The 14,403-nt window shown below is 71.3% G+C and carries 16 protein-coding genes; 10 read left to right on the top strand and 6 right to left on the bottom strand.

Translation table 11 applies throughout. The features are described 5' to 3' along the window. The first annotated feature begins 22 nt into the window (after positions 1 to 22). Entirely contained in the window at positions 23 to 700 is a 678-nt protein-coding gene (locus tag M8J74_RS30185) for a response regulator transcription factor (RefSeq protein ID WP_058928367.1), read from the top strand. A 136-nt stretch (positions 701 to 836) separates the two neighbouring features. Further along, entirely contained in the window at positions 837 to 2,111 is a 1,275-nt protein-coding gene (locus tag M8J74_RS30180) for a sensor histidine kinase (RefSeq protein WP_249839478.1), read from the top strand. 40 nt (positions 2,112 to 2,151) lie between these two features. On the opposite strand, the gene M8J74_RS30175 is transcribed toward M8J74_RS30180, so the two are convergent. After that, the gene (locus tag M8J74_RS30175; protein ID WP_249839477.1) at positions 2,152 to 2,667 is read right to left on the bottom strand and encodes a GtrA family protein; all 516 of its coding nucleotides are present in this window, start codon (positions 2,665 to 2,667) and stop codon (positions 2,152 to 2,154) included. A 238-nt stretch (positions 2,668 to 2,905) separates the two neighbouring features. Between M8J74_RS30175 and M8J74_RS30170 the strand changes: the two genes are divergently transcribed. From M8J74_RS30170 to M8J74_RS30155, 4 genes are all read left to right on the top strand, one after another. Continuing rightward, the gene (locus tag M8J74_RS30170; RefSeq protein ID WP_249839476.1) at positions 2,906 to 4,045 is read left to right on the top strand and encodes a 5-(carboxyamino)imidazole ribonucleotide synthase; all 1,140 of its coding nucleotides are present in this window, start codon (positions 2,906 to 2,908) and stop codon (positions 4,043 to 4,045) included. Then, entirely contained in the window at positions 4,042 to 4,566 is a 525-nt protein-coding gene (purE, locus tag M8J74_RS30165; RefSeq protein WP_249839475.1) for a 5-(carboxyamino)imidazole ribonucleotide mutase, read from the top strand. The genes M8J74_RS30170 and purE overlap by 4 nt, the downstream gene beginning before the upstream one ends. Before the next feature lie 5 nt (positions 4,567 to 4,571). Next, entirely contained in the window at positions 4,572 to 5,750 is a 1,179-nt protein-coding gene (locus M8J74_RS30160; protein WP_249839474.1) for a dipeptidase, read from the top strand. A gap of 137 nt (positions 5,751 to 5,887) precedes the next feature. Continuing rightward, positions 5,888 to 7,006, top strand: coding sequence for a dipeptidase (locus M8J74_RS30155; protein WP_058924934.1), 1,119 nt, complete (start codon positions 5,888 to 5,890; stop codon positions 7,004 to 7,006). A 12-nt stretch (positions 7,007 to 7,018) separates the two neighbouring features. Here the strand turns inward: M8J74_RS30155 and M8J74_RS30150 are convergent, their stop codons facing one another. Then, the gene (locus M8J74_RS30150) at positions 7,019 to 7,408 is read right to left on the bottom strand and encodes a VOC family protein (protein ID WP_249839473.1); all 390 of its coding nucleotides are present in this window, start codon (positions 7,406 to 7,408) and stop codon (positions 7,019 to 7,021) included. Between the two features lie 13 nt (positions 7,409 to 7,421). Further along, positions 7,422 to 7,781, bottom strand: coding sequence for a VOC family protein (locus M8J74_RS30145; protein ID WP_249839472.1), 360 nt, complete (start codon positions 7,779 to 7,781; stop codon positions 7,422 to 7,424). A 107-nt stretch (positions 7,782 to 7,888) separates the two neighbouring features. On the opposite strand from M8J74_RS30145, the gene M8J74_RS30140 reads away from it, so the two are divergent. Next, complete coding sequence (locus M8J74_RS30140) at positions 7,889 to 8,389, top strand: CGNR zinc finger domain-containing protein (RefSeq protein ID WP_249839471.1); 501 nt, start codon at positions 7,889 to 7,891, stop codon at positions 8,387 to 8,389. Between the two features lie 96 nt (positions 8,390 to 8,485). Here M8J74_RS30140 and M8J74_RS30135 read toward each other — a convergent pair whose 3' ends face one another. Then, positions 8,486 to 9,829: a UDP-glucose dehydrogenase family protein gene (locus M8J74_RS30135; RefSeq protein ID WP_249839470.1), complete on the bottom strand. Its 1,344-nt coding sequence runs from the start codon at positions 9,827 to 9,829 to the stop codon at positions 8,486 to 8,488. A gap of 179 nt (positions 9,830 to 10,008) precedes the next feature. On the opposite strand from M8J74_RS30135, the gene M8J74_RS30130 reads away from it, so the two are divergent. Together M8J74_RS30130 and M8J74_RS30125 are read left to right on the top strand one after the other, a co-directional pair. Next, a complete protein-coding gene (locus M8J74_RS30130) occupies positions 10,009 to 11,166 on the top strand; it encodes an acyl-CoA dehydrogenase (RefSeq protein ID WP_107416142.1) in 1,158 nt (385 codons plus the stop codon). Between the two features lie 209 nt (positions 11,167 to 11,375). Next, positions 11,376 to 11,738 carry a four-helix bundle copper-binding protein gene (locus M8J74_RS30125; protein WP_142152360.1) on the top strand — a complete coding sequence of 121 codons (363 nt, stop codon included), beginning with the start codon at positions 11,376 to 11,378 and terminating at the stop codon, positions 11,736 to 11,738. Between the two features lie 51 nt (positions 11,739 to 11,789). Here M8J74_RS30125 and M8J74_RS30120 read toward each other — a convergent pair whose 3' ends face one another. Together M8J74_RS30120 and M8J74_RS30115 are read right to left on the bottom strand one after the other, a co-directional pair. Further along, on the bottom strand, positions 11,790 to 12,428 hold the full coding sequence (locus M8J74_RS30120) for an HAD family hydrolase (protein WP_058924940.1): 639 nt from the start codon (positions 12,426 to 12,428) through the stop codon (positions 11,790 to 11,792). Further along, entirely contained in the window at positions 12,421 to 13,716 is a 1,296-nt protein-coding gene (locus M8J74_RS30115) for an LCP family protein (protein WP_249839469.1), read from the bottom strand. Before M8J74_RS30115 ends, M8J74_RS30120 begins: the two co-directional genes overlap by 8 nt. Positions 13,717 to 13,835: 119 nt before the next feature. Between M8J74_RS30115 and M8J74_RS30110 the strand changes: the two genes are divergently transcribed. Next, the gene (locus M8J74_RS30110) at positions 13,836 to 14,393 is read left to right on the top strand and encodes an acyl-CoA thioesterase (protein WP_249839468.1); all 558 of its coding nucleotides are present in this window, start codon (positions 13,836 to 13,838) and stop codon (positions 14,391 to 14,393) included. The last annotated feature ends 10 nt before the right edge of the window (positions 14,394 to 14,403 follow it).

Raw genomic sequence — 14,403 nt, 5'->3', positions numbered from 1 at the left:
GGGAGCGGACTACCATCACCTCATGACCCGTGTACTGCTCGCCGAGGACGACGCGTCCATCTCGGAACCGCTGGCCCGCGCACTGCGCCGGGAGGGGTACGAGGTGGAGGTGCGCGAGGACGGACCCACCGCGCTCGACGCCGGAATGCAGGGCGGCGTCGACCTGGTCGTGCTGGACCTCGGTCTGCCCGGCATGGACGGCCTCGAGGTCGCCCGCCGACTGCGTGCCGAAGGCCACACCGTTCCGATCCTCATCCTGACCGCGCGGGCCGACGAGGTGGACACCGTCGTCGGTCTCGACGCGGGCGCCGACGACTACGTCACCAAGCCCTTCCGGCTCGCCGAACTGCTCGCCCGGGTGCGGGCCCTGCTGCGGCGCGGCGCCGCCGAGCCGGCGCAGCCCCCGGCCACGCACGGCGTGCGGATCGACGTCGAGTCGCACCGGGCCTGGATGGGGGACGAGGAACTGCAGCTGACCGCCAAGGAGTTCGACCTGCTGCGGGTGCTGGTGCGGGACGCGGGACGGGTCGTCACCCGCGACCAGTTGATGCGCGAGGTGTGGGACACCACCTGGTGGTCGTCCACGAAGACGCTCGACATGCACATCTCCTGGCTGCGCAAGAAGCTGGGCGACGACGCGGCGAACCCGCGGTACATCGCCACGGTGCGGGGTGTCGGGTTCCGGTTCGAGAAGAGTTAGCCGGCTACGCGCGTTGCGCCGTCGTGGCTCGGGCGTGTGGCGCGGACGCCGGTGCGTGGGGGCTGGTCGCGCAGTTCCCCGCGCCCCTTCACGGCGTTGCCCAGAGGGTGTTTGAAGCCACTGTCCGGAGGAGTTCGTGCGTCGTCGTCTCATCCAGTCCACCCTCGCCGTGGTGCTGGTGGTCATCGCCGTCTTCGGCGTCTCCCTCGTCATCGTCGAGACGCGGACCATCAGCAACAGCGCCCAGGAGCGCGTGAGTTCCGAGGCCCAGCGGCTGGCCAGCATCGTGGACAGCCGGCTGATCGGGGCGGGAGCGGTCAACCCGCAGGTGCTGCACGGACAGGTCACCGGCGACCGCTACGCCGTGGTCACGATCCCCGGGCAGTCCTCCTTCACCCTCGGCACCAAGCCCCAGGGCGAGGTCATCCGGGGCCACGCCACCGGTGAGGAGGGCGAGACGGTCGTCGTCGAGGAGCCCCGCTCGACCGTCAGCCGGGAGGTCGGCCGGACCCTGCTGATCATCGGCCTGGTCGCGCTGCTCGCGGTCGTGGCCGCCGTACTCCTCGCGATCCGCCAGGCCAACCGCCTCGCCTCCCCGCTCACCGACCTCGCCGAGACCGCGGAACGGCTGGGCTCGGGCGATCCGCGCCCGCGCCACAAGCGCTACGGCGTCCCCGAGCTGGACCGGGTCGCGGACGTCCTGGACTCCTCCGCCGAGCGCATCGCCCGGATGCTCACCGCCGAACGGCGCCTGGCCGCCGACGCCTCCCACCAGCTCCGTACGCCGCTCACCGCGCTGTCGATGCGGCTGGAGGAGATCACCCTCACCGACGACCCGGACACGGTGAAGGAGGAGGCCAACGTCGCCCTGACCCAGGTCGAGCGGCTGACGGACGTGGTGGAACGTCTCCTCACCAACTCCCGCGACCCGCGCGCCGGCAACGCCGTCTCCTTCGACCTCGACGAGGTCATCCAGCAGCAGCTGGCGGAGTGGCGGCCCGCCTACCGCAGCGCGGGGCGGGCGATCGTCAGCTCGGGCAAGCGGCACCTGCAGGCCGTGGGCACCCCCGGGGCCGTGGCCCAGGTCCTGGCGGCACTGATCGAGAACTCGCTGATGCACGGCGGGGGCACGGTGGCGCTGCGGACCCGGGTCACCGGCAACCAGGCGGTGGTGGAGGTGACCGACGAGGGCCCGGGCGTCCCGGCCGACCTCGGCGCGCGCATCTTCGAGCGGACCATCAGCGGCCGCAACTCGACGGGCATCGGCCTGGCCGTGGCCCGCGACCTCGCGGAGGCGGACGGCGGCCGCCTGGAGATGCTCCAGACGAAGCCGCCGGTCTTCGGTCTGTTCCTGTCCCGCACACCGCCCCTGAAGCGGCACCAGACGGACGAGGAGCCCACGGTCCGCTGAGGGCGGGGGCGCCGAGCGGACCGGCGTTCGTCAGTCCGGGTCAGCCGACCCGCTGCCGGGCCTTTCGCCGTCCCAGCGGGGCCGAGGACCCGGCGTCCAGAAAGGCGTCCGCGTCCGCCACGGCCTCCGGGGCGGGCAGGGCCTTGAACACCCACGTGCGGTACGACCAGAACCGGAACAGCGTGCCGAGCCCGATGCCGACGACCTTGAAGATGTTCCGCTGCAGCGAGCTGTCCCAGCCGAAGCCGTAGATCGCGGTGTACAGCACGCCGTTCTCGATCACCAGGCCGACCAGGCTGAACGCCAGGAAGAGCGTCAGTTCCCTGGTCCGGGCGCTCTTGTCGCGGTCACGGTAGGTGAAGTAGCGGAAGCCCAGGTAGTTGACGCCGATGGCGACGACGGTCGCGATCACGTTGGCGCGGACCGCCTGCAGGCTGGTCACATGCCACAGCAGGTTGGAGACGCCGAAGTTCACCACGGTGCCGAGCGCACCCACCGCCCCGAACTTGGCGATCTCCTGAGTGAGCCTTCGCAGCCCGGAGGAACCCTGTTCCATGGTCCTTGAGGCTCCCATCCGGTCGGTATCACCGTCGTTTTTCGTCGTTTTCGCCAACCCAGCCATGCTAACCACCGCCTGTGACGATCGCCCGCGCATGAGCTCACAGGTCGGAAACAGGTCGGAAAGAGGTCGCCAAGAGCGGGGGAGGCGAGGGAAAAGTCCGGGAAGAGCCCGGTAAGAGCCCCTGGGAAAGGCCGGAAATCGGTCCCCGCGCCGCGGCCGATACCCTAGGGGCGTGACGTTCCCGGTAGTCGGCATGGTCGGCGGAGGCCAGCTCGCTCGTATGACACACGAGTCAGGCATCCCGCTCGGCATCAGGTTCAAGCTCCTCAGTGACACTCCCCAGGACTCCGCGGCCCAGGTCGTCGGCGATGTCGTCGTCGGCGACTACCGCGACCTGGACACGCTGCGTGCCTTCGCGCAGGGCTGTGACGTGATCACCTTCGATCACGAGCACGTGCCCACCGAGCACCTGCGGGCCCTGGAGGCGGACGGCATCCCCGTGCGCCCCGGCCCCGAGGCGCTCGTGCACGCCCAGGACAAGGGCGTGATGCGCGCGAGACTCGACGCGCTCGGCATCCCGTGCCCGCGGCACAGGATCGTGAGCGATCCGCAGGACGTGGCGGCCTTCGCCGCCGAGGGCGACGGTTTCCCCGTCGTCCTCAAGACCGTCCGCGGCGGCTACGACGGCAAGGGCGTGTGGGTCGTGGACAGCGCGGAGGAGGCCGAAGACCCGTTCCGCGCCGGCGTCCCCGTGCTGGCCGAGGAGAAGGTCGACTACGTCCGCGAGCTCGCCGCCAACGTCGTCCGCTCCCCGCACGGCCAGGCCGTCGCCTATCCGGTGGTGGAGTCCCAGCAGGTGGGCGGCGTCTGCGACACGGTCATCGCGCCCGCCCCCGACCTCGACGAGGCCCTCGCGCTCCAGGCCGAGGGGATGGCCCTGACCATCGCCAAGGAGCTCGGCGTCGTCGGCCACCTCGCCGTCGAGCTGTTCCAGACCCGCGACGGCCGCGTCCTGGTCAACGAACTGGCGATGCGCCCGCACAACTCGGGCCACTGGAGCCAGGACGGCGCGATCACCTCGCAGTTCGCCAACCACGTCCGCGCCGTCCTCGACCTGCCGCTCGGCGACCCGCGCCCGCGCGCCAAGTGGACGGTCATGGTCAACGTCCTCGGCGGCGACTACCCGGACATGTACTCCGCGTACCTGCACTGCATGGCCCGCGATCCCCAGCTGAAGATCCACATGTACGGCAAGGACGTGAAGCCGGGCCGCAAGGTCGGCCACGTCAACACCTACGGCGACGACCTGGACGACGTTCTCGAGCGCGCGCGTCACGCAGCCGGCTACCTGAGAGGCACGATCACCGAATGAGCCCCGTTGTAGGCATCGTCATGGGTTCGGACAGCGACTGGCCGGTCATGGAGGCCGCCGCCAAGGCCCTGGACGAGTTCGAGATCGAGTACGAGGTCGACGTCGTCTCCGCGCACCGCATGCCGCGCGAGATGATCACGTACGGCGAGCAGGCGGCCGAGCGGGGCCTGAAGGTGATCATCGCGGGTGCCGGCGGCGCGGCCCACCTGCCCGGCATGCTCGCCTCCGTCACCCCGCTGCCGGTCGTCGGCGTGCCCGTGCCGCTGAAGTACCTCGACGGCATGGACTCCCTGCTGTCGATCGTGCAGATGCCGGCCGGCGTCCCCGTGGCGACCGTCTCCGTCGCCGGCGCCCGCAACGCCGGGCTGCTCGCGGCCCGCATCCTCGCCGCCCACGACGAGGAGCTGCTGCAGAAGATGCGCGACTTCCAGCAGGACCTGAACGACCAGGCCACCGAGAAGGGCAAGCGCCTGCGCGCCAAGGCCGAGGGCAACGGCGGCGGCTTCGGCTTCGGGAAGTGACGCCCGTGAGCTCACTGGAGCAGGCCCGGGAACTCCTCGGCGAGTTCCCGGTCGTCGACGGCCACAACGACCTGCCCTGGGCCCTGCGCGAGCAGGTCCGCTACGACCTCGCCGCCCGCGACATCGCCGTACACCAGAACGCGCATCTGCACACCGACATCCCGCGCCTGCGCGAGGGCGGGGTCGGCGCGCAGTACTGGTCGGTGTACGTGCGCTCGGACCTGCCGGACGCGGTGCCGGCGACGCTGGAACAGATCGACTGCGTACGGCAGCTGCTGGCCCGCCACCCGGCGGAGCTGGCGCCCGTGCTGACCGCCGCGGACATGGAGGCGGCCCGGCGGGAGGGCCGTATCGCCTCCCTGATGGGCGCGGAGGGCGGCCACTCGATCGCCAACTCCCTCGGCACGCTGCGGGGGCTGTACGCGCTCGGCGTGCGCTACATGACGCTCACCCACAACGACAACAACGACTGGGCGGACTCGGCGACCGACGAGCCGAACGTCGGCGGGCTGTCCGCCTTCGGCCGTGAGGTCGTGCGGGAGATGAACCGGCTCGGCATGCTCGTCGACCTCTCGCACGTCGCGGTGACGACCATGCGGGACGCGCTGGACGCCACGAGCGCGCCGGTGATCTTCTCCCACTCCTCCTCGCGGGCCGTGTGCGACCACCCCCGCAACATCCCGGACGACGTCCTGGAACGCCTCCCCGGCAACGGCGGCATGGCGATGGTGACCTTCGTGCCGAAGTTCGTGCTCCAGGCCGCCGTCGACTGGACGGCCGCGGCCGACGAGAACATGCGCGCCCACGGCCTGCACCACCTCGACACCAGCCCGGAGGCGATGAAGATCCACCGGGCCTTCGAGGAGCGCAATCCGCGCCCGGTCGCCACGGTCTCGACCGTCGCCGACCACCTGGACCACATGCGCGAGGTCGCGGGCGTCGACCATCTCGGCATCGGCGGCGACTACGACGGCACGGCCTTCACCCCGGACGGCCTGAACGACGTCTCCGGCTACCCGAACCTGATCGCCGAGCTCCTCGACCGCGGCTGGTCCAGGTCCGACCTGGCCAAGCTGACCTGGCAGAACGCGGTCCGCGTGCTGGGTGCCGCGGAGGACGTGGCGCGCGAGCTCCAGGGGACGCGGGGACCGTCGAACGCGACGATCGGGGAACTGGACGGCTGACGCGGTGCGGCGGCGGGGGTCGCTGGACCGGCCGACCCCCGAACGCCCCACCCACCAGGAAGCCCCACCGGCTCCGTGCGACGGTGACCGTACATCTTCGGGATCCTTCGGGACGATCACGACGTACGGAGCCCGCCATGGCAGATCTCCAGCACGACCTGGACACGACGACCGAGGTCGGCGGGCTCGACGGCCTGCCGGACCCCTTCGAGACCGCGGAGCCGTACACCCCCGTCTCCGACCCGGACGGCGCTCCGCTGGAGCGCGCCCACGCCATCCTCGCCGCGCATCCCGTCGCCGACGGCTACAGCGGGCTGCCGTGGGCCCTCAGACACCTGCCCTGGTACGACCTGGAGCTCGGCGAGAGCTCCGTGGACACCGACGTGCCGCGGCTGCGCGAAGGGCACGTCGGCGCGCTGTTCTGGTCGCTGCACCTGCCGGAGGGGCTGGCCGGCGACCGGGCCGTGGGGGCCACCATGGAGCAGCTCGACCTGGTCAAGACGGTCGTCCACGCCCACCCCGAGGGCCTGCGCCTCGCCGGCGCCGCCGGGCAGGTCACCGACGCCCGCAACTGCGGCCGGATCGCCGTCCTGCTCGGCCCCGCCGGTGCCGCCGCCCTCGGCGACTCCCTCGGCATCCTGCGCTCCCTGCACTCCCTCGGGCTGCGTGTCCTCACGCTGACCGGCGCGTCCTGGGCGAGCGAGGCCGGCCTGACCCGGTTCGGGGAGGAGGTCGTGCGGGAGATGAACCGGCTCGGCGTGCTCGCCGACCTCTCCGGCGCCTCCGCCGACACCGTCCGGCGCGCCTTCGCGGTCTCCAAGGCGCCGGTGCTGTTCACCCGTTCGGCCGCCCGCGCCCTGCGCCCGCACCCGGCCAACCTCCCCGACGACCTGCTCGCCGAGCTCGGCGCCGCCAGGGGCCTGTGCATGGTGCCGCTGACGGCGGAGCAGGCCGGGCCGTCGGTCCGGGACGTCGCCGACCACCTCGACCACGTCCGGGAGATCGCCGGTCCCGAGTGCGTCGGCCTGTCCGGCACCTACGACGCCGGCAGCGCCCACCCGCAGGACCTGGCCGACGCCTCCTGCTACCCGCTGCTGATCGCCGAGCTGCTGCACCGCGGCTGGTCCGAACCCGACCTGGCCCTGCTGACCTGGGGCAACGTCCAGCGCGTGTTGCGCAACGCCGACTTCACGGCCCGCGCCGCCCAGCAGCGCCGCGAGCCGTCGACGGCGAAGATCGCCGACCTGGACGGGTGAGGGGCGCAGGTCCTACGGCTCGTCGATCCGGCAGAGGCAGAACGGATGCCCCGCCGGATCGGCGTACACCTGGAAGTCCTTCTCCTTGCGGTCCTCCAGGTCCAGCGGTGTCGCCCCCAGGGCCAGCACCCGCTCGTGCGCCGCGTCCATCTCCTCCCACGTCGCACCGGCGTCGAGGTCGAGGTGGAACTGCTGCGAGTTGCGGTCCGCGCGCGGCCACTCGGGCGCGGTGAGGCCCTCCGCCCGCTGGAAGGCGAGCCGCGGGCCGTCCGGGACCCGCAGGACGACCCAGTCGTCGTCATCGGCCCGCGGGGTGCCGCCGACGATCTGCGCGTAGAAGTCGGCCAGCGCGTGCGGGTCGGGGCAGTCGATCACGACGGAACGGAAACGGGCCACGGCCATGGTGTCCTCCTGATCAGCAGGCACAGAGGCAGAACGGGTGCCCTGCCGGGTCGGCGTACACACGGAAGGTGCGCGAACGGTCGTCCGCGTCCAGCGGCTTGGCGCCGAGCGCCAGGACGCCGGCCTCGGCCGTGTCCAGGTCCTCGACGGTCAGGTCGAGGTGGAACTGCTGCGAGCGGTCCGGCGAGGGCCACTCCGGGGCGACGAAGCCGGGGGAGGCCTGGAAGGCCAGTGCCCGGGCGTCGGGGGTCGTGAGGTCCACCCAGTCGCCCTCCCCCTCGATCGTGCCGCCCAGGATCTCGGCGTAGAAACCGGCGAGCGCGCGCGGGTCGGGACAGTCCAGGACGACGGCGCCCAGCTTCGCGATGGCCATGACTTCCTCCAGCGTTACCTGTAGATGCGGTCAAGGAGTAACCGTTACCGCATACTTCCCCATTGGGGGTAACGTCGCAAGGGGAATCGCGGAGGTAGCGTGCAGCCATGACGGAGAGATCGGCCGCGCCGGGGGGTCTCGCACTGGTCGAGTCCCTGGTCAACACGCTGGACATCGCGTCGGGCACCGACGCCCTCGACACCGACGACGGCCGGGCGCGCTTCGGGCTCACCCCGGACGAGGTGCCGGCCGCGCGCGCACTGCGGGAGTCCCTGCGCGCGGCACTGCTCGCCCACGCCGGGCACCCGCCGCACACCCGCGTCACGGCCCTGGACGACCTGCTGGCGTCCGCCCCGCTGCGGGTCACGGTGGACGCCGCCGACGGCGCCGCCGCCCTCGTCCCCGCCGACCCGGGCCCGCTGCTCTCCCGGGTCGCCGCCGCCGTCGCCGAAGCGCTCGTCGCGGGCACCTGGCTGCGGCTGAAGGCCTGCGAGGCCGACACCTGCCACTGGGCGTACTACGACCGCAGCCCCGCCGGACGCGGCCGCTGGTGCTCGATGCAGGTCTGCGGGGCCCGCGCGAAGATGCGCCGCTACCGGGCCAGGTAGTTCCCCGGTCACCGCCCGCACCGGTGGTGCAGAATGCAACAAGACGCCGGTTCGGCCGACTGAGCCTCGGCCGAACCGGCGTCGTCCGCCCGTCGGCTACGCGGTGGGCCGGCCCATCGCCCGGTACGTCCACCCGGCCTTGCGCCACAGCGCCGGGTCGAGGGCGTTGCGCCCGTCCAGGATCACCCGGGCCGTGGCCACCTCGCCGAGCGCCGCCGGGTCCAGCTCGCGGAACTCCCGCCACTCCGTCAGATGCAGCACCACGTCCGCGCCCCGCACCGCCTCGGTGGCCGACTCCGCGTACCCGAGGGTGGGGAAGACCTTGCGGGCGTTGTCCATGCCCTTGGGGTCGTAGACGGTCACCTGGCCGCCCTGGAGGTGGATCTGCCCCGCGACGTTCAGAGCGGGGGAGTCGCGTACGTCGTCCGAGTCCGGCTTGAACGTCGCGCCGAGCACCGCGACCCGCTTGCCCAGGAACGGGCCGCCGCCCAGCGCCTGCCGGGCCAGCTCCACCATCTGCCCGCGCTGGCGCATGTTGATCGAGTCGATCTCCCGCAGGAACGTCAGCGCCTGGTCGGCGCCCAGCTCACCGGCGCGCGCCATGAACGCCCGGATGTCCTTGGGCAGGCAGCCGCCGCCGAACCCGATGCCGGCCCGCAGGAACTTCTTCCCGATCCGGTCGTCGTAGCCGATGGCCTCGGCCAGCTTGGCCACGTCGCCGCCGGAGGCCTCGCACATCTCCGCCATCGCGTTGATGAAGGAGATCTTGGTGGCCAGGAAGGAGTTCGCGGAGGTCTTCACCAGTTCGGCCGTCGCGAAGTCCGTCACGACGAACGGCGTGCCCTGGGCGATGGGGGTGGCGTACACCTCGCGCAGCAGCTTCTCGGCCCGCTCGCTGCGCACACCGGCCACGATCCGGTCCGGCCGCAGGGTGTCCTCGACGGCGAAGCCCTCGCGCAGGAACTCCGGGTTCCAGGCCAGCTCGGCGTTCTCCCCGGCGGGGGCGTGCTCGGCGAGGTAGCGGGCCAGCCGGTCGGCCGACCCCACCGGCACGGTCGACTTGCCGACGACCAGCGCGCGCTCGGTCAGGTGCGGGGCGAGGGAGGCGAAGGCGGACTCGACGTAGGACATGTCGCAGGCGTACTCGCCGTGCTTCTGCGGGGTGTTGATGCACAGGAAGTGCACGTCGCCGAAGGCGCCGACCTCGGCCCAGTCCATGGTGAAGCGCAGCCGCCCGCTGGAGCCCTCTATCCCGGCGACGTGCTTGCGCAGCAGCTCCTCCAGGCCGGGCTCGAACATGGGGGCCTCGCCCCGCTCCAGCTTCGCGATCTTCTCCGGCACCACGTCGAGCCCCAGCACCTCGAAGCCCAGCTCCGCCATGGCGGCGGCATGCGTCGCGCCGAGATAGCCGGTGCCGATCACGGTGATCCTGAGGGCCATGGGGTGCTCCAGAGTGGGGACGTGGGCGATGCGGAGCCGAGCATAGTCGGGCTGATCGCCGGGCAGTTTTCCCGCTGTCGCCAAGCTCACGTATCAGTCCGGTGAGCCGCCCTCTAAAATTTGAGTTACTTAACGGTAATTAGCGTCGGCAATCGCAGCGTTTTGGAGCGTGAGAGACCTTGGCCGGATCGGCTGACTTCGACCTGTACCGCCCGTCCGAGGAGCACGACATGCTCCGCGACGCCGTCCGCTCCCTGGCCGAGGCGAAGATCGCACCGTACGCCGCGGCCGTGGACGAGGAGGCCCGCTTCCCGCAGGAGGCCCTGGAGGCGCTCGTCGCCAACGAGCTGGCCGCCGTGCACGTCCCCGAGGAGTACGGCGGCGCGGGCGCCGACGCCCTCGCGACGGTCATCGTGATCGAGGAGGTGGCCCGCGTCTGCGTCTCCTCCTCCCTCATCCCGGCCGTCAACAAGCTCGGCTCCCTGCCGGTGATCCTCTCCGGCTCCGAGGAGCTGAAGAAGAAGTACCTGGGCCCGCTCGCCAAGGGCGACGCGATGTTCTCGTACTGCCTCTCCGAGCCCGAGGCCGGCTCGGACGCGGCCGGCATGACGACCAAGGCCGTCCGCGACGGCGACCACTTCGTCCTCAACGGCGTGAAGCGCTGGATCACCAACGCGGGCGTCTCCGAGTACTACACGGTCATGGCGGTCACCGACCCGGCCAAGCGCTCCAAGGGCATCTCCGCCTTCGTCGTCGAGCGCTCGGACGAGGGCGTCTCCTTCGGCGCCCCGGAGAAGAAGCTCGGCATCAAGGGCTCCCCGACCCGCGAGGTCTACTTCGACAACGTCCGCATCCCCGCCGACCGCATGATCGGCGAGGAGGGCACCGGCTTCGCCACGGCGATGAAGACCCTCGACCACACCCGCATCACCATCGCCGCCCAGGCCCTCGGCGTCGCCCAGGGCGCCCTCGACTACGCCAAGGGCTACGTCCAGGAGCGCAAGCAGTTCGGCAAGCCGATCGCCGACTTCCAGGGCATCCAGTTCATGCTCGCCGACATGGCGATGAAGATCGCCGCCGCCCGCGCCCTCACCTACCAGGCCGCGGCGGCCTCCGAGCGCGGCGACGCCGACCTCACCTTCCAGGGCGCGGCCGCCAAGTGCTTCGCCTCGGACGTCGCGATGGAGGTCACCACCGACGCCGTCCAGCTCCTCGGCGGCTACGGCTACACCCGCGACTACCCGGTCGAGCGCATGATGCGCGACGCCAAGATCACCCAGATCTACGAGGGCACCAACCAGGTCCAGCGCATCGTCATGGCGCGCAACCTGCCGTAACGGCCGACGGCCGGTGCCCGACGGCTTTCGCCGATCGGCGTAGCGGCACCGAAGCCCCCGGAGCGAGTCCGGGGGCTTTCGTCGTCCCTGTGGTGGGGCAATTCGTGGCGGATTGTTCGCGTCCGCCCGATGGCGCGTCGCGCCCGGCGGGCGTAGGACGGACACCACACGGGGCCCGCCCCGGGCCCCTCTCCCTCCCAGGAGGAGCCATGACCCAGACCGGACCCGCCGCCGCCATGTCCAAGGAGATGCAGGACTGCGTCGAGGCGTGCATGTCGTGCCACAGCATGTGCGAGGAGACCATGAGCTCCTGCATGCAGATGGGCGGTCAGGCCCAGATGCAGATCATGCGCGCGCTCATCGACTGTTCCGAGATGACCCGCATGTGCGCGGACATGATGATGCGCCGCTCGCCCATGTCGGCCGAGATGTGCGCGATGTGCGCCAAGGCCTGCGACATGTGCGCCGAGGCGTGTATGTCCATGCCGGACGACCCGCAGATGATGCGCTGTGCCGAGGCGTGTCGCCGCTGCGCGCAGATGTGCCGCACCATGGCGGGCGCCACGATGTGACGCTCACCGCGGCGTGAGAGGGGGCACCCGCCCACGGGTGCCCCCGCCGCGTCAGGCGAACAGGGGCTCCAGCGCCCGCTCCAGGTCCGCCGGGTCGCGGTAGTGCACCGCGTTCATGCCCAGGGCGGCCGCGGCGCCGACGTTCTCCTCGCTGTCGTCGACGAACAGGCAGCGCTCGGGGTGCACGCCCGCGAGGTCCGCCGCCAGGCGGTAGATGCGCGGGTCCGGCTTCGCCAGGCCCACCCGCGCGCTGTTGACGACGTGGTCGGCGAGGTCGCCCAGGCCCAGGGAGTCGAGGTCGGCCTCCAGCTCCAGGGCCGCGTTGGAGACGAGGACGACCGGCACCCGGATCCGGGCCCGGCGCAGCAGCGCCACCACCTCGTCGTCGGCGTGGAAGGGCGACTCCAGCAGGGCCAGGGCCAGTTCGTACGCCGTCTGCGGATCGGAGTCGGGCACCAGCCCGGCCAGGCCCGCCGCGATCGACTCCGCCCACTCCTGCGAGGTGATCTCGCCCAGCAGCAGCGGTGAGACCGTCTCCGGCGCGAACGCCACCTTCTTGGTGGACCCCTCGGCGATCCCCGCGGCCCGCTCCAGGGCCTGCAGGCGCGAGGAGTCGAAGGAGCGGACCACGTTGTCCACATCGCACAGAACCGCCCCGAAGGGCGGTCTGCCGTTGTTGCCGTCAGTCACCCGACACCGTGACCTTCTCGTCGTTGTTCAACTCGTTCACCAGCGTCTTCACCTTCGCCTTGTCCCAGACCAGGTTGCCGTTGGTGGAGCCGGAGATCGGCATGTTCATCGACGTGCCGTCACCGCCGCTGACGCCCTTCATCGCCCAGAACATGGACGCCAGGTCCCACAGGCTCATGTCCTTGTCGACGGTGAGCGAGTCCAGGCCCGCGCCCATCGTCGGGTAGAACGTGAAGGGGTTGAGGACCGTCGACGGGGTCGCCACCTGGTGCGCCAGGGCCGACAGGAACTTCTGCTGGTTCTTGGTGCGCTGCAGGTCGGAGGCGGCGAAGGCGTGCCTGGTGCGGACGAAGGCGAGGGCCTGCTCGCCGTTCAGCGTCTGCTTGCCCGCCTTGAAGTCGGCGCCCGAGTACTTGTCCTTGAAGCCCTTGTCGATGTCGATCGTCACGCCGCCCACCGCGTCCACGATCTTCGCGAAGCCGGCGAAGCCGATCTCCACGTAGTGGTCGATGTGCAGGCCCATGTTGTACTCGATCGTGCGGACCAGCAGCGTCGGCCCGTCCTCCGCGTAGGCCGCGTTCAGCTTCGTCTGCCGGCCGGTGTTCGGGTAGGTCTTGCCGGAGGTCGACCCCTTGTACGAGGGGATCGTCACGTTCGAGTCGCGCGGCAGGGAGATCAGCGTGTCGCCGCTGGAGCCGACGTGCAGGATCATCATCGAGTCCGTGCGCTTGCCCTCGGCCGAGCCCGTGTGGAGCTTCTTCTTCTCCTCGGAGGACATCCCGGCGCGGCTGTCGGAGCCGACGATCAGGTAGTTCGTGCCGTCGCCCGCGGACGGTCTGTCGATGACCTTGGACAGGTCGACGTCCCGGTGCAGCTTGGAGTCGGCCCAGAAGTAGGTGGCCACGGACGTCACGACCAGCACGGTCACGACGGTGATCGCCGTCCACTTGATGCGGCGCCGCCAGTTCGGCCGCGGCCGGCCCCCGCCCGGGCCGCCGGCACCGCCGTGGCCGCCACCGCCGTACACCTGCCCGGTGTTGTAGCCGTCGTAGTCGTCGGCGGGGCCTCCCGCGTAGCCGCCGTGGCCCTGGCCGTCGACGTACGACGGCTGCTGGGGCACCGCGCCGCCGTACGGCGGCGCGGACGGGCCGGAGCCCCCGTACGCGCCCGGGGCGGGCCGGCGGACCTGCCGCATCACGCGCGCGCTCTCGGGCTGTGCGCTGGCGCTGCCGCGTCCGTACCGGTTGTCGCGGTTGTCGTCGGACCATGCCTCGGGCCACTCGTTCATGGGCCCCAGTGTGCAGGCAGCGGGCATGCCCTTTACAAGGGTCGTCGAAAAATCAGGGCACTGCTGTTGCGAACCCAACACAAAGTCCGCGAATGACACGTCGGCATAAGGTGGACGCCATGACAGACCAGGCCACGGCCACGGAATCGGACACCCCGGGCATCCCGGGCAAGCCCACCTCGGCGTCCCGGACCACGCTCAGCCACATCATGACCCACAACGACACCAACCTGCTGGGCACGGTGCACGGCGGTGTGATCATGAAGCTCGTCGACGACGCGGCGGGCGCCGTGGCCGGCCGGCACAGCGGCGGGCCCGCGGTCACCGCGTCCATGGACGAGATGGCGTTCCTGGAGCCGGTCCGCGTCGGCGACCTGGTGCACGTCAAGGCGCAGGTCAACTGGACCGGCCGGACCTCCATGGAGGTCGGTGTGCGCGTCCTGGCCGAGCGGTGGAACGAGTCCACCCCGCCCACCCAGGTCGGCTCCGCCTACCTCGTCTTCGCCGCCGTCGACGCCGACGGCAAGCCCCGCCGGGTCCCGCAGGTCCTCCCGGAGACCGAGAAGGACAGGCGCCGCTACCAGGAGGCCCAGATCCGGCGCACGCACCGGCTGGCCCGCCGCCGGGCGATCATGGAACTGCGGGAGAAGCGGGCGGCGGAGGGCCTGGACGACTGAGCCGAGGTCC

The sequence above is a fragment of the Streptomyces panaciradicis genome, assembly GCF_023516615.1.
GTDB classification, from domain to species: Bacteria; Actinomycetota; Actinomycetes; order Streptomycetales; family Streptomycetaceae; genus Streptomyces; species Streptomyces panaciradicis.
This window is presented reverse-complemented; position numbering and strand designations above follow the sequence as displayed.